The following is a 17299-nucleotide window of genomic DNA, read 5'->3' on the forward strand; positions in this document are numbered from 1 at the left end:
GTTGAGAAAATTTCACTCTCAGGATAAATTGGTGGCCTGGGAAGCAGGGGCGACACCGCATGGCGAAAAAGCAGCCAATCATCGATATCGGCCGGACCACGGATGACGAGCGGCCGGCCCTAAAGGCTGCCTTTCTGCAGGATCCGCACGCGCTGCGCGAGCCCAAGGAAAACAATTTGGAAATTGCTATCGGCCATGAGGTGCGTGCGTTTCGCAAGAAGCTCGGCATCACCGTCACAGACCTTGCCACCGCCACCGGCATTTCGCTCGGCATGCTGTCGAAGATCGAGAACGGCAATATCTCGCCGTCGCTCACAACACTTCAATCCCTGTCGCGGGCGCTGGGCGTCCCGGTTACCGCCTTCTTCCGGCGCTACGAGGAGCCGCGCAACGCCGTATTCGTCAAGGCCGGCGAAGGCGTGGAGCTGGAGCGGCGCGGCACCCGCGCGGGCCATCAGTATAATCTGCTCGGCCATATCGACAACAACACGGCCGGAGTGGTCGTCGAACCCTATCTGATCACGCTGACGGCGGATTCCGATACCTTTCCGGCCTTCCAGCACGAGGGCATGGAATTTCTCTACATGCTGGAGGGCGAGGTGGTCTACCGCCACGGCGACCGGCTGTTCAGCATGCAACCGGGCGACAGCCTGTTCTTCGACGCCGACGCCCGCCACGGCCCGGAGCAACTGGTGAAGCTGCCGATCCGATATCTGTCGATCATTTCCTATCCGCAGACGCGCGGGGGGATTTAAGGGAAAAGCTATAATAAGTTCGTCGACATTCCGAGGAGCGATCCCGCACGCGCCATCTTTTTGTCAAGGGTGCACATGGTCATGTCATGGTTGATTTCAATAGCGGTCGCTATCACGCATGGCGCGAATGAATTCGCCTGCACTGGTTTCCTGATAAGGCATGCCTTCAGTCACGCGGTTGAGTGCTTCGATGTCGATGGGTTTCTTGGCGGGTTTGGCCGGCGTCAACTGAGCAACCATCCGGTCTTCGTTTGAAATTTGGATCGTTTCGCCCGCCTCGGCACGGCTTACGAGGTCACCGAGATGTTCCTGGGCATAGGTCAGCGTGACAATGGTCATGTGCAGTTCCTTCAGTGCAGCTGACTATAGTCTTGAGCAGGGAGCAAGACAAGGAGTTCACTCAAATGAGCAAATGCGAATCTTGCTTTAAAAGAAAATAACTTTCTTCTCAGTTGAAATCCGAAACGGCAGCTGCTATCCCTCTTTTCATCAACGAAACGAAGGATCGTCCCCATGTGCGGAATTGTCGGATTGTTTTTGAAGGACAAGAGCCTGGAGCCGCAATTGGGTGCCATGCTGTCCGATATGCTTGTCATCATGACCGACCGCGGGCCTGACAGCGCAGGCATCGCCATCTATGGCGCGCCTTCGGAAGGCCGCGCCAAAATCACGGTTCAATCGGCTGATCCCAAACAGGATTTTGCTGGGCTCGACGCGCTGTTGAAGCCGGTCGATTCGAGCGCGACAGTGGAGCTGAAAAGCACGCATGCCGTCATCGAAACCAGCGCCGGCAAGGCTCAGGCCGTGCGCGATCTGCTGGCGCAGGAGCGGGCCGGTATCCGGGTCATGGGTTCGGGCGACAGTGTCGAAATCTACAAGGAAGTCGGTCTGCCGAAGGACGTGGTATCGCGGTTCGGTATTCGCTCTATGGGCGGAACGCATGGCATCGGCCATACACGCATGGCAACGGAATCGGCCGTGACTACGCTTGGCGCCCATCCGTTCTCCACCGGTGCCGACCAGTGCCTGGTGCACAATGGCTCGCTCTCCAACCACAACAACCTGCGCCGCGAACTGGTGCGTGAAGGCATGACCTTCGAGACGCAGAACGACTCGGAAGTTGCCGCTGCCTACCTGACGGCCGAGATGGCCAAGGGCAAGGATCTGGGGCAGGCGCTGACCAGCGCGCTCGACGATCTCGACGGCTTCTTCACCTTTGTGGTCGGCACAAAGTCCGGCTTCGGCGTCGTGCGCGATCCGATCGCCTGCAAGCCGGCCGTGATGGCCGAAACCGATCAGTATATTGCCTTCGGCTCTGAATACCGTGCGCTCGTCAACCTGCCGGGTATCGAGAATGCCCGCGTCTGGGAGCCGGAGCCTGCCACAGTCTATTTCTGGGATCATGAGAAGGCGGCCTAACCGTGGATGTCAGCGTAAAACGAGAAAGTCTGGAAGCGATGCGCGTATTCGATCTAGCCACCACGCCGCTGCGCGAACTGAACAGCGCGCTTCACACCATTGCCCCCGGCGCCAATGACACCAATTTCGAGGTCGTCAATCCGCGCGGCAGCCATGCCGTTGCCGTCGGCATCGATCAGCCTGTCACCGTCGAGGTGCGCGGCAGCGTCGGGTATTATTGTGCCGGGATGAACGATGGTGGTGCTGTTACCGTGCATGGTTCCGCAGGCCCCGGTGTGGCCGAGAACATGATGTCGGGAACGGTTGTCATCGAAGGCGATGCGAGCCAGTATGCAGGGGCGACAGGCCGTGGCGGCCTGCTGGTCATCAAGGGCAATGCCGCCTCGCGTTGCGGGATCTCGATGAAGGGCATCGATATCGTCGTCCAGGGCAATATCGGCCATATGTCGGCCTTCATGGGCCAGTCCGGTCATCTGGTCGTGCTTGGCAATGCCGGCGATGCGCTGGGCGATTCGCTCTATGAGGCCAAGCTGTTCGTGCGCGGCGAGGTCAAGAGCCTCGGCGCCGATTGCATCGAGAAGGAACTGCGCCCCGAGCATATCGAAAAGCTCACCGAGTTGCTGGAAAAGGCGGGCATTACCGACGTCAAGCCGCAGGAATTCAAGCGCTACGGCTCGGCCCGCACGCTGTACAATTTCAACATCGATAACGCTGATGCGTACTAAGGCAGGGAACCCTTCATGAGCTATCACAACCCCTATACCCCGCCGCGCAAGTCAGCGACTTTCGACGATTATACGCTGGCTGAAATCCGCCGTGCGGCGGCAACCGGCATCTATGATATCAGAGGCGCCGGCACCAAGCGCAAGGTTCCGCATTTTGACGACCTCTTGTTCCTTGGCGCCTCGATCTCGCGCTATCCTCTCGAAGGCTACCGCGAGAAATGCGACACGTCCGTCGTGCTTGGCGCACGCCACGCCAAGAAGCCGATCGTGCTGAAGACCCCGATTACCATTGCCGGCATGAGCTTCGGTGCGCTGTCGGGCAATGCCAAGGAAGCACTCGGGCGCGGCGCGACGATCGCCGGCACCTCGACCACCACCGGGGACGGCGGCATGACAGACGAAGAGCGGGGCCATTCTCAGACGCTGGTCTATCAGTATCTGCCATCGCGCTACGGCATGAACCCGAAGGACCTGCGCCGGGCCGATGCGATCGAGATCGTCGTCGGTCAGGGCGCCAAGCCCGGCGGCGGCGGCATGCTGCTTGGCCAGAAGATTTCCGATCGCGTCGCCAATATGCGCAACCTGCCCAAGGGCATCGACCAGCGCTCCGCCTGCCGTCATCCCGACTGGACAGGCCCGGACGATCTTGAAATCAAGATCATGGAACTGCGCGAAATTACCGATTGGGAAAAGCCGATCTATGTGAAGGTCGGTGGCGCGCGTCCCTATTACGATACGGCACTTGCCGTCAAAGCCGGTGCCGACGTTGTCGTGCTTGATGGCATGCAGGGCGGTACGGCAGCAACGCAGGATGTCTTCATCGAGAATGTCGGCATGCCGACGCTGGCCTGTATCCGCCCTGCCGTCCAGGCGCTGCAGGATCTCGGTATGCACCGCAAGGTGCAGCTGGTCATCTCCGGCGGCGTCCGCTCGGGCGCAGACGTGGCGAAAGCCTTGGCGCTCGGCGCTGACGCTGTTGCCATCGGCACGGCCGCGCTGGTCGCGATCGGCGATAATGATCCGCACTGGGAAGAGGAATACCAGAAGCTCGGAACGACGGCCGGTGCCTATGACGACTGGCACGAAGGCAAGGATCCGGCCGGCATCACCACGCAGGACCCGGAGCTTTCCAAGCGCCTCGACCCCGTCGCTGCCGGCCGCCGCCTTGCTAACTATCTCAAGGTGATGACGCTGGAAGCCCAGACGATCGCCAGGGCCTGCGGCAAGAACCATCTGCACAATCTGGAGCCGGAAGATCTCGTCGCCCTGACGCTCGAAGCTTCCGCCATGGCGCAGGTGCCGCTCGCCGGCACCAGCTGGATCCCGGGCAAGGGAGGCTTCTGACCCGAACATAGCTTAGGCCGTTGCACGATCTTACAAAGATAGGCAGCGGCCTTTTTACGAAAAAGTGTCTGAATAATCCAAAGGGGAACACAGTGACACTCGATCTTGCCAGCTTTGCCAAAGACCGTGGCATCAAATATTTCATGATCAGCTATACCGACCTGTTCGGTGGCCAACGGGCCAAGCTCGTTCCGGCCGAGGCGATCGCCGACATGCAGAAGAACGGCGCTGGGTTTGCCGGGTTTGCCACCTGGCTTGACCTGACGCCCGCCCATCCCGACCTGTTTGCGCTTCCGGACGCGTCGTCCGTCATCCAGCTTCCCTGGAAGAAGGATGTCGCCTGGGTCGCTGCCGATTGCGTCATGGAGGACCAGCCGGTGGACCAGGCGCCGCGCGTCATGCTGAAACGGCTGATCGCCGAAGCCGCCAAGGAAGGCCTTCGCGTCAAGACCGGCGTCGAGCCGGAATTCTTCCTGATTTCGGCGGACGGATCAAAGATTTCCGACGAATTCGATACGGCTGAAAAGCCCTGCTACGACCAGCAGGCCGTCATGCGCCGCTATGATGTGATCGCCGAAATCTGCGATTACATGCTCGAACTCGGCTGGAAGCCCTACCAGAACGACCATGAGGATGCGAACGGCCAGTTCGAGATGAACTGGGAATATGACGACGCGCTGCAGACGGCCGATAAACACTCGTTCTTCAAGTTCATGGTGAAGACGGTCGCCGAAAAGCACGGCCTTCGCGCCACCTTCATGCCGAAACCGTTCAAGGGGCTGACCGGCAACGGCTGCCATGCCCATATTTCCGTGTGGGATGTGGACGGCAAGACCAATGCCTTTGCCGACAAGGACATGCCGTTTGGTCTTTCGGCCAAGGGCAAGACCTTCCTTGGCGGCATCATGCAGCACGCCTCGGCACTCGCCGCCGTGACCAATCCGACGGTCAATTCCTACAAGCGCATCAACGCGCCGCGCACGATTTCCGGCGCCACCTGGGCACCGAATACGGTGACGTGGACCGGCAACAACCGCACCCATATGGTCCGCGTTCCGGGCCCCGGCCGGTTCGAGCTGCGGCTTCCAGATGGCGCTGTCAATCCGTATCTGTTGCAGGCAATCATCATTGCGGCCGGCCTGAACGGCATCCGCAACAATGCCGATCCCGGCCGCCACTGGGATATCGATATGTACAAGGAAGGTCACACCGTCACTGGGGCGCCGCGCCTGCCGCTGAACCTGCTCGATGCACTCAGGGAATATGACAAGGACGAGGAACTGAAGGCCACGCTCGGCCAGAGTTTCTCCACGGCCTACCTGAAGCTCAAGCATCAGGAGTGGAATGCCTACGCCTCGCATTTCACCGATTGGGAGCGGCAAACGACGCTCGATATCTGAGCGCCACGCCCAGTTCCAACACCAGAAGAGACGGCATGGCCTGTTCCTGCTATCCGATGTCGCGAAACGGATGGACGGGCAGGCCAGCGCCGCGCTAGCTTCCGTTCCACGATGCTGGGCCGGGAGGGCCAGCCAAGACCCAAAGCGAGAGACTGAAACCGATGAAGAGCTACGTTCTGACCGTATCGTGCAAATCCACCCGTGGCATTGTCGCGGCGATTACCGGCTATCTCGCCGACGAGGGTTGTTACATCACCGACAGCTCGCAGTTCGACGACCTGGAAACCGGCCTGTTCTTCATGCGCCTCACCTTCATCAGCCAGGAAGGTGCAAGCCTCGACAAGCTGAAAGCCGGTTTCGAGGCGGTGAAGACCCGCTTCGGCATGGAAGCCGATATCCTCGATTCAGAGCACCGGATGAAGGTGCTGTTGATGGTATCGCGCTTTGGCCATTGCCTGAACGACCTGCTCTATCGCTGGAAGATCGGGGCACTGCCGATCGAGATCGTCGGCGTCGTCTCCAACCATTTCGAATATCAGAAGGTGGTCGTCAATCACGACATCCCGTTCCACCATATCCCCGTCACCAAGGCCAACAAGCCGCAGGCCGAAGCCCGGATCATGGATGTGGTCGAGCAGACCGGCACGGAGCTGATCGTGCTGGCCCGCTATATGCAGATCCTGTCGGACCAGATGTGCCAGAAGATGTCGGGCAAGATCATCAATATCCACCATTCGTTCCTGCCATCGTTCAAGGGCGCCAATCCCTACAAGCAGGCCTATGAGCGCGGCGTGAAGCTGATCGGTGCGACGGCGCATTACGTCACCGCCGATCTCGACGAAGGCCCGATCATCGAGCAGGACATTGCCCGCATCACCCATGCGCAGTCGGCCGAGGATTATGTCTCGATCGGCCGCGATGTGGAAAGCCAGGTTCTGGCACGCGCCGTGCACGCCCATATCCACCACCGCACCTTCATCAACGGCAACCGCACCGTGGTGTTTCCGGCAAGCCCCGGAAGCTATGCGTCAGAGCGCATGGGCTAACGCTCAGCTACCATCGAATGCCTTCGCATCCCCGGAAGCCCTGTGCTTTCGGGGATTTTTGTATCTGGCGGTATACCGTGCGGTGGAAATCGGCGCCGCGATATAGATCGGGAATCCTCTTCAGGAGACGGCTAACCGGATGCCCTCTCGGATCAATTGTGGTGGCACCATCAACGAAAAACAGGTCCCTTAAAATTGATCTGGACAACAGGCCCCTGTGTGAATTATGCATAAAATAGCAATTTTTAGTTGTGCAGGGTAGTTGATATGACGTTTGCCGGAAATGCGATCTGGTTTGTATTTGGCGGGGCGCTTCTATCGCTAATTTGGTTGGCCGGGGCAGCTTTGTTTGCTGTCAGTTTAATCGGTCTCCCTGTCTCAAGAGCAGCATTTGAAATCGCGAAAATTTCAGCTTTTCCCTTTGGCAAAGATGTTGTTCATGTTCGGGAGCTAGACGGCAAAGGTTTGAATCCGGTCACAGCTGTCACTGGTACCATCGGCTTTATTGCCAACATAATCTGGCTCATAACTTTTGGATGGGTGCTATTTTTGGGTCACCTTATTGCCGGTGTCCTAAACTGCTTCACGATTATCGGAATTCCATTCGGTCTGCAGTCCTTTAAACTAGCCGGTATTTCACTTTGGCCTGTTGGTCGGCGTGTCGTGACGGTTGAGCTTGCTCGACGAGCGAGGCAACAAAAGGCGCAAAAGCAGTTGGATAAACTTCGAGGAATCAAAGCGAACGCTATTGCTTAAGGAAGCGGTAGAACTGCGGTCGAATTTCAAACTGGCGGCGCGATCTCAATCGGTGTGCCGTCCGAAAAGCGGCTGAAGCGGAACGGGGCGGGATCGACGATCGGCGTTGCTCCCATGACCAGGTCGGCGGCAAGGTGTCCTGCAGCTGGTCCGATGCCAAAGCCATGGCCGGAAAATCCTGTCGCGATGGTCAGGCCAGGAACGGCTTCCAGCGTCGAGATAACGGGCACCGCGTCCGGTGTCACGTCGATCAGGCCGGCCCAGATCTGTTCGACTTTTGCATTGCGCAGCAAAGGCATGGCTTCCGCTGCGGCTGCCAGTGCTTTCAAGGTGGATCTTGCGTCCGGTTTCGGGTCGAGAATCCGGTGTCGTTCGAATGCACCCGGGCGTTCCAGGGAGACTGCCGGAATTTCGAACAGTTCGTTCCAGCTTTGGGCGCTCAAACCCAGCTGTACGGCATCGCCCTCCGCCTTTCTGGCCGGCTGGAAATCCCGGAAGAAGACAAAACTGTCTGGCACAAGCGCATGCATGTTGATGCCGCCATTGGCGATGGTGTAGCCGCCGTCCAGGCGTTTGCGATAGGCAAAGGCTGCGGTGGCGCCGGCGCCATCCGGGCCGCCGCTGACCGGGCTTGTTCGCAGCACGGAGTTGCGCACTTTCAGTTGCGGCAGCCGGATATCCAGTCCTTTGCAGAAAAGGCGCGACCAGGCGCCGCCGGCAAGCACCACGGCTGATGTCTCGATGCGGCCTTTCTCAGTGATCACGGCGCTGATGCGTCCGGCACTTTTCTCGATGCCGCGCACCGCGCATCCGGTCAGGATGCGGGCGCCGGCGCGGCGCGCACCGGCTGAAATCGCAGGCACTGCCTTTTGCGGCTCGGCCCTAGCATCGCTGGGTGTATAGAGTGCGCCTTTGTAGCGCTGCACGGCTCCGGGCATCAGGGCTGCCGTCTCATCCGTGCCGGTCTGGCGTGTGTCGAGCCCGTGCGCCTTAGCCAGTTTCAGCCAGGTATCGCGATTGGCAATGTCGGTCTCTGTTTCGGAAATGTAGCGGATGCCGGAGCGGCGAAAGCCGGTCTCACCGCCGACGCGCGCGTCCAGCCCGTCCCAGATTTTCAGGGCTTCGATGGCAAGCGGAATTTCGCGGCGGTCGCGGCCCATGACCCGGACCCAGCCCCAATTGCGGCTGGACTGCTCGCCGCCGAGCACGCCTTTTTCGCAGAGCACGACATCGACGCCGCGTTCGGCCAGAAACAGCGCGGTGCTCACCCCGATAATGCCGCCGCCGATGATGACGACATCGGCCTTTTCCGGCAGGGTCTGGTCTGTTTCGCTGTGGTCGAGGATAGGGCCGGGCATCGAGAGGGTTCCGAACGACGAGAGGAGGAGACATCCGGTGTGCACGCTATTGCGGCATTGTTCAAGCCGCAAAGACTGGCCGTTTACCGGGCGTTTTCGCGCTCGTCAGCCGGGGAGGGAAAAGCATCGCTCTCGCCTTCAGCGGCTGTTTTCGGGCGACGGCGTGGCTATACATTGGCGGGGGCGCGCGATAGTCTTTTGCCGATCCAGCCAGGGCACGCAGAACCGCATGACACAGACAGATCCCAGCAGTCTCCACCCCGTCCTGCGGGTGGATTTTCCCCATTCTGAAAGGCTGGGGCGGGGCAAGATCGAGCTGCTCGAACATATCCGCGAGACCGGATCGATCTCGGCTGCGGGCCGTGCCATGGATATGTCCTATCGCCGGGCCTGGCTTCTGGTCAGTGCGCTCAACAGTATGTTCAAAGAAGAGGCGGTGGAATCGCAGCGCGGCGGAAAGCAGGGCGGCGGTGCGATGCTGACGCCTTTCGGCGAGGCGTTGATCCGCCAGTTCCGCGCGATGGAGGAAAAGGCGCAAGTTGCGCTGGCCTCCGAACTTGCCTGGCTGCAGGACAATCTGAATTCCGGCGCGGCGGTGATCAGAGATCCAGAGCCACGCTCTTGATGATCGCGTAAACCGGCTTACCGGCATGCAGTTGAAGCATGCCGCGCGACAGAAGCGTGATGCGCGAAACGATCGTCACACCGCCGCAATCCAGCCGCACATCCACCATGCCCTGCGCCGGTTCGCCGATCTCGATGATCGTGGCAGTGAGGATGTTGAGCGCGCTCAGTCCTTCCGGCCGGCTGGTGGCGAGCATGACGTCGCGGGCGGCGATCTGCAGGCGCACCGCCTTGCCGTTGGGCGCGTTCAGGTGCGGCACGCGGATTTCCGCCTGTCCGGCACGGATGACGGTGATCTGATGCTCTGTATCTGTTTCCCCGACGATACCATCGATGACCGCGCCGGCCTCGCGGCGGCTGATGGTCGACGAGGGCTGGCTGAGGATGGTTGCCGCATCGCCCGATGCGCTGACGCGGCCATTTTCCAGGATGATCACCTTTGTGGCGAGCCGCGCGACTTCCGCCACCGAATGGCTGACATAGACGATCGGAATATCCGCCTCGTCGCGCAGCCGCTCCAGATAGGGCAGGATTTCGGCCTTGCGCTCCTCGTCAAGCGCGGCCATCGGCTCGTCCATCAACAGCAGGCGCGGATTGGACAAAAGCGCCCGGCCGATGGCGATGCGCTGTTTTTCACCGCCCGACAGATGCGCCGGTGCGCGATCCAGAAGCGCGCCGACGCCGAGCAGATCGACGATCCGGTCGAAATCCGCGCCGCCATGGCCGCGAGGGGCAAACCAGCGGCCATAGACGAGATTGCGCCGCACGCTCAGATGCGGAAAGAGCCTGGCCTCCTGAAAGACATAGCCGAAACGGCGCCTGTGTGCGGGCACGAAACTATGGCTGGCGCCGTCGAAAAGCACATCGCCGTTGAAGCTGAGGGAGCCGCTTTCAGGCCGCATCAGCCCGGCGATGATGTTGATCAGCGAGGTCTTGCCGGAGCCCGAGCGGCCGAACAGGGCGGTGACGCCCTTTTGCGCGGTGAAGGCCGCTTCGACGGAGAAAGCGCCGAGCCGGTGGCGGATATCGACCTTGAGGCTCATGCGGCATCCATTTTCTTGGCCGCAAGATTTGCGAGGATTTCCGAGAGAATCAGGGCGGCCATGGAAATGACGATGGAAATGAGTGTCAGGCGAAACGCACCGGCGTCGCCGCCGGGAACCTGGGTAAACGTATAGATCGCCGCAGACAACGTCTGGGTCTCGCCGGGAATGTTGGAGACGAAAGTGATCGTTGCGCCGAATTCGCCCATCGCCTTGGCAAAGGCAAGCACCATGCCGGCTATGACACCGGGCAAGACCAGCGGCAGAGTAACGGTGAGGAAGACCCAGAACGGCGCGGCGCCCAGCGTCGAAGCCGCCTGTTCCAGCCGGCGATCGACCGCTTCGATCGACAGTCGGATGCTGCGCACCATCAGCGGAAAGGCCATGACGGCGCAGGCAAGGGCGGCACCGGTCCAGCGGAAGGAAAAGACGATGCCGGTATATTCGGCCAGAAATGCGCCGATCGGGCCGCGCTTGCCAAACAGGATCAAAAGCAGAAAGCCGGTCACGACAGGCGGCAGGATCAGCGGCAGGTGGACGAGGCCGTTAAGGATGGATTTCCCCCAGAACCGCCCGCGCGCCAGAAGCATGGCGATGGCAATGGCAAAGGGCAGGCTGACGATCATGGCGACAAAGGATACGCGCAGGCTGAGGCGGATCGCCGTCCATTCCGCGTCGCTTAACGTCAACCAGTCCAAATGCTCATGCTCCGTCTCCGATAGCCAAACGATATGCGCTCCATCCCTTTGCGGATAGAGCGCATCGCCGTCTTATTATCGGGTGATCTCTTTCAGGTGTGCTTACTTCAAAACCGTAAAGCCCTGGGCTTCGAACAGGGCGGCAGCCTTGGCAGATTTGACGAAGTCGACATAGGCGGCTGCGTCCGGGTTCTTGTTGTCAGCGGTGATGGCGATCGGGTAGACGATCGGCGGATGGCTGTCTTCCGGGAAAGTGCCGGCAATGGTCACATCCTTGTCGGCAGCGGCATCCGTCTGGTAGACGATGCCGTAGGGGGCTTCACCCTTGGAGACGAGCAGAAGCGCAGCCCGGACGTTTTCAGCGCCTGCAACGTTCTTTTCGACGGACGACCAAATGCCGAGCTTTTCCAGTGCGGCCTTGCCGTATTTGCCGGCGGGAACGGAATCGACTGCGCCCATGGCGAGCTTCTCGTCGCCCAGCAATGCCTTCAGATCAAGTCCCTGCTTGATATCGACGGGGCCTGCATCCTTTTTGCCGGTGACCAGAACGATGCGGTTACCGAGGAGGTTGGCGCGGCTGTCGTCCTTGATCAGTTTCTTCTCAGAAACATAATCCATCCAGGCAAGGTCAGCGGAGATGAAGACGTCGGCCGGTGCGCCGGATTCGATCTGCTTGGCGAGTGCCGAGCTTGCAGCGTAGGAAACGGTGGTTTCCTTGCCACTTTCCTTCTTCCATTCGGCATCAACGGCATCGAGCGCGTTCTTCAGGCTTGCCGCAGCAAAGACGGTAACCTTTTCGGCTGCAAGCGCAGGCTGGACGAGCGACGCGCCACCGATCCAGAGTGCGACGGCGGCAGTTCCGAGAAATTTCAGCAAGGTTCGACGTTCAGTGCGCATGCGGTCCCCCATTTGGTTTCGAGATATTCCTTTAGATATAACGGCGTAGTGAGATTGACCAGCGTTATATTAATCAAAATATATTGAAACTCATTCGGACCGGCCTGTTGCTTGCTGCTTGCCATCGGCGGCGCTGACGTTAAGTTCTGCGCCGCAGGGTGGACGGAACTGGCAAGGTTGGGAACGTGATGGAATCGAGTGTGAAGATCGAGGAGAGCTGGAAAGCAGCTTTGAGCGCAGAATTCGCCAGCCCCTACATGGCCGTCTTGAAAAAATTCCTGCTGGAGGAAAAAAACAGCGGCAAGCAGATTTTTCCAAAGGGGACGGAGTATTTTCGCGCTTTGGATCTGACGCCGCTCGACAAGGTGCGGGTCGTCATTCTCGGGCAGGACCCCTATCATGGCGAGGGGCAGGCGCATGGGCTGTCCTTCAGCGTCAAGCCCGGCGTGCGCTCGCCGCCATCGCTGGTGAATATCTACAAGGAACTGCATGGCGATCTCGGCATCCTGCCTGCCCGGCACGGCTTTCTGGAACATTGGGCGCGGCAGGGTGTGCTTTTGCTCAACAGCGTGCTGACGGTGGAGCGCGCGATGGCGGCGTCCCATCAGGGCAAGGGCTGGGAAAAGTTCACCGATGCGATCATCCGGGCGGTCAACGATCAGGAGCATCCGGTCGTCTTCATTCTCTGGGGATCCTATGCGCAGAAAAAGGCAGCGTTCGTCGATCCGTCGCGTCATCTGGTGATCCGCTCGCCGCATCCCTCGCCACTGTCGGCTCATAACGGCTTTTTCGGCACCAAGCCCTTTTCCAAAGCCAATGATTTCCTCGTCTCTAAGGGCCGCGAGCCGATCGATTGGGAATTGCCTGCCAATCCGGAAATTCAGGCTTAGGTCAGTGTCTGGGAGGATGGCGGTTCGGGCTGCTTGGCGTTGCGGCGGGCGACGATGCTTTCGCGCCAGACGGTGAAAATGCCGGCGCAGACGACGATCACCGAGCCGAAGATCATGTTGAGGTTCAGCGTTTCGCCGAAAATGGAGACGCCGATGATCGAGGCGAAGACCAGTTGCAGATAGGTCAGCGGCTGCACCTCGGCAGCATCCAGCAATTCATAGGCCTTGATCAGGAAGAAATGGCTGCTCGTTCCGGTGATGCAGAGCAGCAGCATCCAGGCCCAGTCCTGTGGCGCCAGCGCCGTCCAGTAGAACGGGCCGACAAGGGTGATCGCGACCGCGCCGGCAACGCCTGTATAAAAGAAGCTGGTCATCGCACTGTCATCGCGGCTGACGAGCCGCGTCGAGATGACATAGATGGCAAAGATCAGCGCCGAAGAGATCGGGATCAGGAAATTGATGTCGAAGCTGCTGTCATCCGGCTTCAAGATCAGCAAAACGCCGAGCAACCCGACGATGATCGCCGTCCAGCGCCGCCAGCCGACGCGCTCGCCGAGCAGCGGCATGGAGAGCAGCGCCACGAAAAGCGGGCCGGAGGAAAAGATCGCCTGCGAATGGGCAAGGCCGACCCTTGAGAACGAATAGATGACGATGACGATCTGGGCGACCAGCAGCATGCCGCGCAGGATCTGCAGCACCGGACGTTTCGTTTGGGCCGTGACGGAAAGACCGCCGCGCGAGCGCGATGCCAGCAGGATGGCGAAGGCCGCAAACGCCCAGTAGCGGATCATCGTGATGAAGACCGGCGGGTAGAGGCTGCCCAGATGCTTGGAAATCGCGTCCTGTATCGAAAAGATTACAAGGGCAAGCAGGACGAAAATATAGCCGGTGCGCTTCGAGGTCATGACACCGGTCATACACCGGCTGTGCCGCAAGCAGCCACGCGATTTTGGCGATGCTGCCTTGTTTGTTTGAAACAGGCGTTTTCCGGCAACACGGCCATGCGGAACATGGCCGTGTTGCCTATTTTAACTTTAGTCTTCGCGGAACGTATGCTGGATCTGTTCCGTCAGCGGTTTTGCGAGATAGGAGATCACCGTGCGATCGGCGATCTTGATGAAGACCTCGGCGGGCATGCCGGGATAAAGGGTCAGCCCCTTCAGCCCTGCCAGGCTGTCCGCCTTCGGCTTGATGCGCAGCGGATAGTAGGTCATGCCGGTGCGCTGGTCGGTCACGAGGTCCGGGGCGATGGTGACCACTTCCGCATCGACGATCGGCGTGGTGCGCTGGTTAAAGGCGCTGAAGCGGACTTCCACCGGCTGGCCGAGGCGGATCTGGTCGATATCATGCGTGGCGATCTTCGCCTCGACCGTCAGGCCATCAGCGCCGGGAACGACAAGCATCAGCACTTCGCCGGGATTGATGACACCGTTCACGGTATGCACCGCCAGCTGATAGATACGGCCATCGAGCGGCGCACGAATGTCGATGCGCTTCAGCTGGTCCATGGCGGCGATGCGGCGATCCTCATATTCGGCGATCTTGCCTTCGACATCGGTCAGTTCCTTGGCGATCTCGGTGCGGCGGTCTTCATCGAGCTGCAGGATCTGCAGGTCGATTTCGCTGGATTTTCCGGCCGCCTGCGCACGGGCAGCAAGACGGGCACCGCGATCACCTTCCAGCTGGGCGCGGTCGCGCTTCAGCTCGGTCAGCCGCTGCATGGAAACGAGGCCCTTGCCATAGAGCTTGTCGAGGCCGCCCAGTTCCTCGCCGATCAGTTTCAGCGCATCCTCGATCGCCGCCAGCTGAACCGTCAGGCCCTTGGTCTCGTCGACGAGCTGATCCTTGCGGGATGCAAGCTGGCTCTTCATGCCGACGAGTGCACTTTTGCGGCTGACGAACAGCTTGCGCTCGCTCTGTTCCAGCACGCTCGCCGGAGTGCTTGTTCCGGAGGTCAGTTCGTTCAGGTTTTCCGGAATGCTGAAATCGCTGGAGCCGAGCTGTTCTGCCAAAAGGCGAGCCCTGCGGGCATAAAGCTGTGCCAGCGTGTTCTGCACGATCGACAGGTTGGCGCGCACGGTGGTGCCATCGAGCTTGATCAGGATCTGGCCGGCCTTGACGCTATCGCCTTCCTTGACCAGCACCTCTTCAACGATGCCGCCGGTCAGGTGCTGGATCTTCTTGACATTGTTTTCGACCACGACGGTGCCGCTCGCGACGATCGCGCTCGACAATTCTGTGGTCATCGCCCAGCCGCCAACACCAACGACGAGGGCAATGCCGAGAAGAGAAACCGCCGCGATATGCCGGCCCAGCGACCGGTGCGAGCTGATGGGTTTGACTGTACCGGTCATGATGCGGAATCCTGTCCTTCGCCCACGACTTTCAGCGATGCGTGGCTTGCAATTTGCGGCTGGCGATTGTCCTTGCGCAGAATCTGGGCCAGCACTTCGTCCTTCGGCCCGAAGGCCTGCATCCGCCCTTCGTTCATCATCAGCACCATGTCGGTTGCCGCGAGCGCGCTTGGCCTATGGGCGATGACGACGACGATGCCGCCGCGGGCCCGCACGCTCATGATGGCTTCACTCAGGGCCTGCTCGCCCTCCGCATCCAGATTGGAGTTGGGTTCGTCAAGGACGATCAGGAAGGGCTCTCCATAGAGGGCGCGGGCAAGGGCGACGCGCTGGCGCTGGCCGGCAGACAGCGCTGCCCCGCCATCGCCGATCTCGGTCTCGTAGCCATTGGGCAGTTTGAGGATGAGATCATGGACGCGGGCGGCCCTGGCCGCAGAGACGATGGCGTCCGGCGACGGATTGTCGGAGAGGCGGGCAATATTCTGCGCCACGGTGCCGGAGAACAGTTCGACATCCTGCGGCAGATAGCCGATGTGACGGCCGAGCCTGTCAGCGTCCCACTGGTCGAGTGCTGCACCATCCAGACGGACCGAGCCGCGAAATGCCGGCCAGATGCCGATAAGGGCGCGGGCGAGCGACGACTTGCCCGAGGCGCTCGGGCCGATGACGCCGAGCGCACTGCCGGCCTTCACGGTGAAGTTCACCTCTGCAAAAGTCAGGCGCTGCGCGCCGGGAGGGCCGCCGGCCAGGCCTTCGGCGCTCAGTTTTTCCTTGGGCTCGGGCAGTTCCAGCGGCGCTTCGCGTTCCGGCAAGGCCTTGAGCAATTCGTTGAGGCGTGCCCAGCTCTGGCGGCAGGACACATAGCCGCGCCAGTTGCCGATCGCCAGTTCCACCGGCGCCAGCGCGCGGGCGGTCAGGATGGAGCCTGCGATGATGATGCCGGGCGACGCCATGCCTTCGATGACGAGAACGGCGCCTGTTGCTAGAACGGCCGATTGCAGCGCCATGCGGAACACCTTGGACAGGGCCCCATAGCCGTTACCGACATCGGACGTCTCGCGGTTTTGCTCCCGGTAGGTGTTGTTGCGCTGTTCCCAAAGCTGCGACATCCGGCCCATCATGCCCATAGCCTGCATGACTTCGGCATTGCGCTGCGAGGCCTGTGCGAAGGCATTGCGATGGTTGCCGGCTTCCGAGGCCTTTTTCGACGGGCCCTGCGTGCCGCGATTGGTGAGGAATGTCAGGGCGATGAGGATGATCGAGCCGACGATCGCGACGATGCCGATCATTGGGTGGAAGAGGAAGCAGATGCCGATATAGAACGGCAGCCAGGGCAGATCGAAGAAGGCGGCCGGGCCGGTTCCCGACAGGAACGAGCGGACCTGATCGAAATCGCGCAACGCCTGCAGGCCGTCGCCCTGGGTGCGCAGCTTCAAGGGTGCCTGAACCACGGCGCGGTAGATCCGTGCGCTCATGGCTTCATCGAGAGCGCCTGCAATGCGCACGAGCATGCGGCCGCGCACCATCTCGAAGGCGCCCTGGAAGGCATAGAGCAGTAGCGCGAGCAGGCAGAGCGCGATCAGTGTCGGGATGCTGCGGCTCGGCAGAACTCGGTCATAGACTTCCAGCATGAAGAAGGAGCCGGTCAGATACAGGATATTGACCAGCGCACTGGCGACAAAGATGCCGATAAAGCCCGCCTTGCAATTCCACAGGGCTTCGGCCGGATCGGATGCGCTGACTTTGGTCTTCGATGCATTCATCACTGTTGAGGTCCTCGCGAGACGTTCGCCGTCTCAAATGGTGTGCACAATGTGCCACAATTTCTCTAAGGCCGCATTACCTGGGATTCTTTGTCCTGGGGAGCATGCGAACTGCACCGGCATATCGTGTCGCCGGCAGCGGGATTTGCGCGCCTATGTAAATGATTTATCGCTAATGTAAACGTATTTATCGCTTTTATAGTGCAAATATCGGCCAGTGACCATGG

The 17299-nt window shown here is 60.3% G+C and carries 17 protein-coding genes; 9 read left to right on the top strand and 8 right to left on the bottom strand.

Going from position 1 to position 17299, the window contains the following annotated elements; translation table 11 throughout:
• Nucleotides 1-59: 59 nt before the first annotated feature.
• Nucleotides 60-755: a helix-turn-helix domain-containing protein gene (locus tag PYR65_RS04155; protein ID WP_276120007.1), complete on the top strand. Its 696-nt coding sequence runs from the start codon at nt 60-62 to the stop codon at nt 753-755.
• 96 nt (nt 756-851) lie between these two features.
• Here the strand turns inward: PYR65_RS04155 and PYR65_RS04160 are convergent, their stop codons facing one another.
• Nucleotides 852-1094, bottom strand: coding sequence for a type II toxin-antitoxin system Phd/YefM family antitoxin (locus tag PYR65_RS04160; protein WP_276120008.1), 243 nt, complete (start codon nt 1092-1094; stop codon nt 852-854).
• 174 nt (nt 1095-1268) lie between these two features.
• On the opposite strand from PYR65_RS04160, the gene PYR65_RS04165 reads away from it, so the two are divergent.
• From PYR65_RS04165 to PYR65_RS04190, 6 genes are all read left to right on the top strand, one after another.
• Nucleotides 1269-2174, top strand: a complete 906-nt coding sequence (locus tag PYR65_RS04165; protein WP_276120009.1) for a class II glutamine amidotransferase — start codon at nt 1269-1271, stop codon at nt 2172-2174.
• 38 nt (nt 2175-2212) lie between these two features.
• Nucleotides 2213-2899: a GXGXG domain-containing protein gene (locus tag PYR65_RS04170; protein WP_276120010.1), complete on the top strand. Its 687-nt coding sequence runs from the start codon at nt 2213-2215 to the stop codon at nt 2897-2899.
• A 15-nt stretch (nt 2900-2914) separates the two neighbouring features.
• Complete coding sequence (locus PYR65_RS04175; protein WP_276120011.1) at nt 2915-4243, top strand: FMN-binding glutamate synthase family protein; 1329 nt, start codon at nt 2915-2917, stop codon at nt 4241-4243.
• Nucleotides 4244-4335: 92 nt separating this feature from the next.
• Complete coding sequence (glnT, locus tag PYR65_RS04180; protein ID WP_276120012.1) at nt 4336-5643, top strand: type III glutamate--ammonia ligase; 1308 nt, start codon at nt 4336-4338, stop codon at nt 5641-5643.
• A 161-nt stretch (nt 5644-5804) separates the two neighbouring features.
• Complete coding sequence (purU, locus tag PYR65_RS04185) at nt 5805-6689, top strand: formyltetrahydrofolate deformylase (RefSeq protein ID WP_060639224.1); 885 nt, start codon at nt 5805-5807, stop codon at nt 6687-6689.
• A 267-nt stretch (nt 6690-6956) separates the two neighbouring features.
• Nucleotides 6957-7445: a YccF family protein gene (locus tag PYR65_RS04190; protein WP_276120013.1), complete on the top strand. Its 489-nt coding sequence runs from the start codon at nt 6957-6959 to the stop codon at nt 7443-7445.
• 26 nt (nt 7446-7471) lie between these two features.
• On the opposite strand, the gene PYR65_RS04195 is transcribed toward PYR65_RS04190, so the two are convergent.
• Nucleotides 7472-8803, bottom strand: coding sequence for an NAD(P)/FAD-dependent oxidoreductase (locus tag PYR65_RS04195; protein WP_276120014.1), 1332 nt, complete (start codon nt 8801-8803; stop codon nt 7472-7474).
• 229 nt (nt 8804-9032) lie between these two features.
• On the opposite strand from PYR65_RS04195, the gene PYR65_RS04200 reads away from it, so the two are divergent.
• The gene (locus tag PYR65_RS04200) at nt 9033-9428 is read left to right on the top strand and encodes a winged helix-turn-helix domain-containing protein (RefSeq protein ID WP_276120015.1); all 396 of its coding nucleotides are present in this window, start codon (nt 9033-9035) and stop codon (nt 9426-9428) included.
• On the opposite strand, the gene modC is transcribed toward PYR65_RS04200, so the two are convergent.
• The 3 genes from modC to modA all read right to left on the bottom strand — a co-directional run bounded on the left by modC (nt 9403) and on the right by modA (nt 12065).
• The gene (gene modC / locus PYR65_RS04205) at nt 9403-10470 is read right to left on the bottom strand and encodes a molybdenum ABC transporter ATP-binding protein (RefSeq protein WP_276120016.1); all 1068 of its coding nucleotides are present in this window, start codon (nt 10468-10470) and stop codon (nt 9403-9405) included. The genes PYR65_RS04200 and modC overlap by 26 nt on opposite strands.
• A complete protein-coding gene (gene modB / locus PYR65_RS04210; RefSeq protein ID WP_276120017.1) occupies nt 10467-11168 on the bottom strand; it encodes a molybdate ABC transporter permease subunit in 702 nt (233 codons plus the stop codon). The genes modC and modB overlap by 4 nt, the downstream gene beginning before the upstream one ends.
• Before the next feature lie 102 nt (nt 11169-11270).
• Nucleotides 11271-12065 carry a molybdate ABC transporter substrate-binding protein gene (gene modA, locus PYR65_RS04215; protein WP_276120018.1) on the bottom strand — a complete coding sequence of 265 codons (795 nt, stop codon included), beginning with the start codon at nt 12063-12065 and terminating at the stop codon, nt 11271-11273.
• Nucleotides 12066-12253: 188 nt separating this feature from the next.
• On the opposite strand from modA, the gene ung reads away from it, so the two are divergent.
• Entirely contained in the window at nt 12254-12955 is a 702-nt protein-coding gene (ung, locus tag PYR65_RS04220) for a uracil-DNA glycosylase (RefSeq protein ID WP_276120961.1), read from the top strand.
• On the opposite strand, the gene PYR65_RS04225 is transcribed toward ung, so the two are convergent.
• From PYR65_RS04225 to PYR65_RS04235, 3 genes are all read right to left on the bottom strand, one after another.
• Nucleotides 12952-13860: a DMT family transporter gene (locus tag PYR65_RS04225; RefSeq protein ID WP_276120019.1), complete on the bottom strand. Its 909-nt coding sequence runs from the start codon at nt 13858-13860 to the stop codon at nt 12952-12954. The genes ung and PYR65_RS04225 overlap by 4 nt on opposite strands.
• 129 nt (nt 13861-13989) lie before the next feature.
• Complete coding sequence (locus tag PYR65_RS04230; protein WP_060639230.1) at nt 13990-15309, bottom strand: HlyD family type I secretion periplasmic adaptor subunit; 1320 nt, start codon at nt 15307-15309, stop codon at nt 13990-13992.
• On the bottom strand, nt 15306-17072 hold the full coding sequence (locus PYR65_RS04235; protein ID WP_276120962.1) for a type I secretion system permease/ATPase: 1767 nt from the start codon (nt 17070-17072) through the stop codon (nt 15306-15308). The genes PYR65_RS04230 and PYR65_RS04235 overlap by 4 nt, the downstream gene beginning before the upstream one ends.
• Between the last annotated feature and the right edge of the window lie 227 nt (nt 17073-17299).

This window comes from Pararhizobium qamdonense (assembly GCF_029277445.1).
GTDB lineage: Bacteria > Pseudomonadota > Alphaproteobacteria > Rhizobiales > Rhizobiaceae > Pararhizobium > Pararhizobium qamdonense.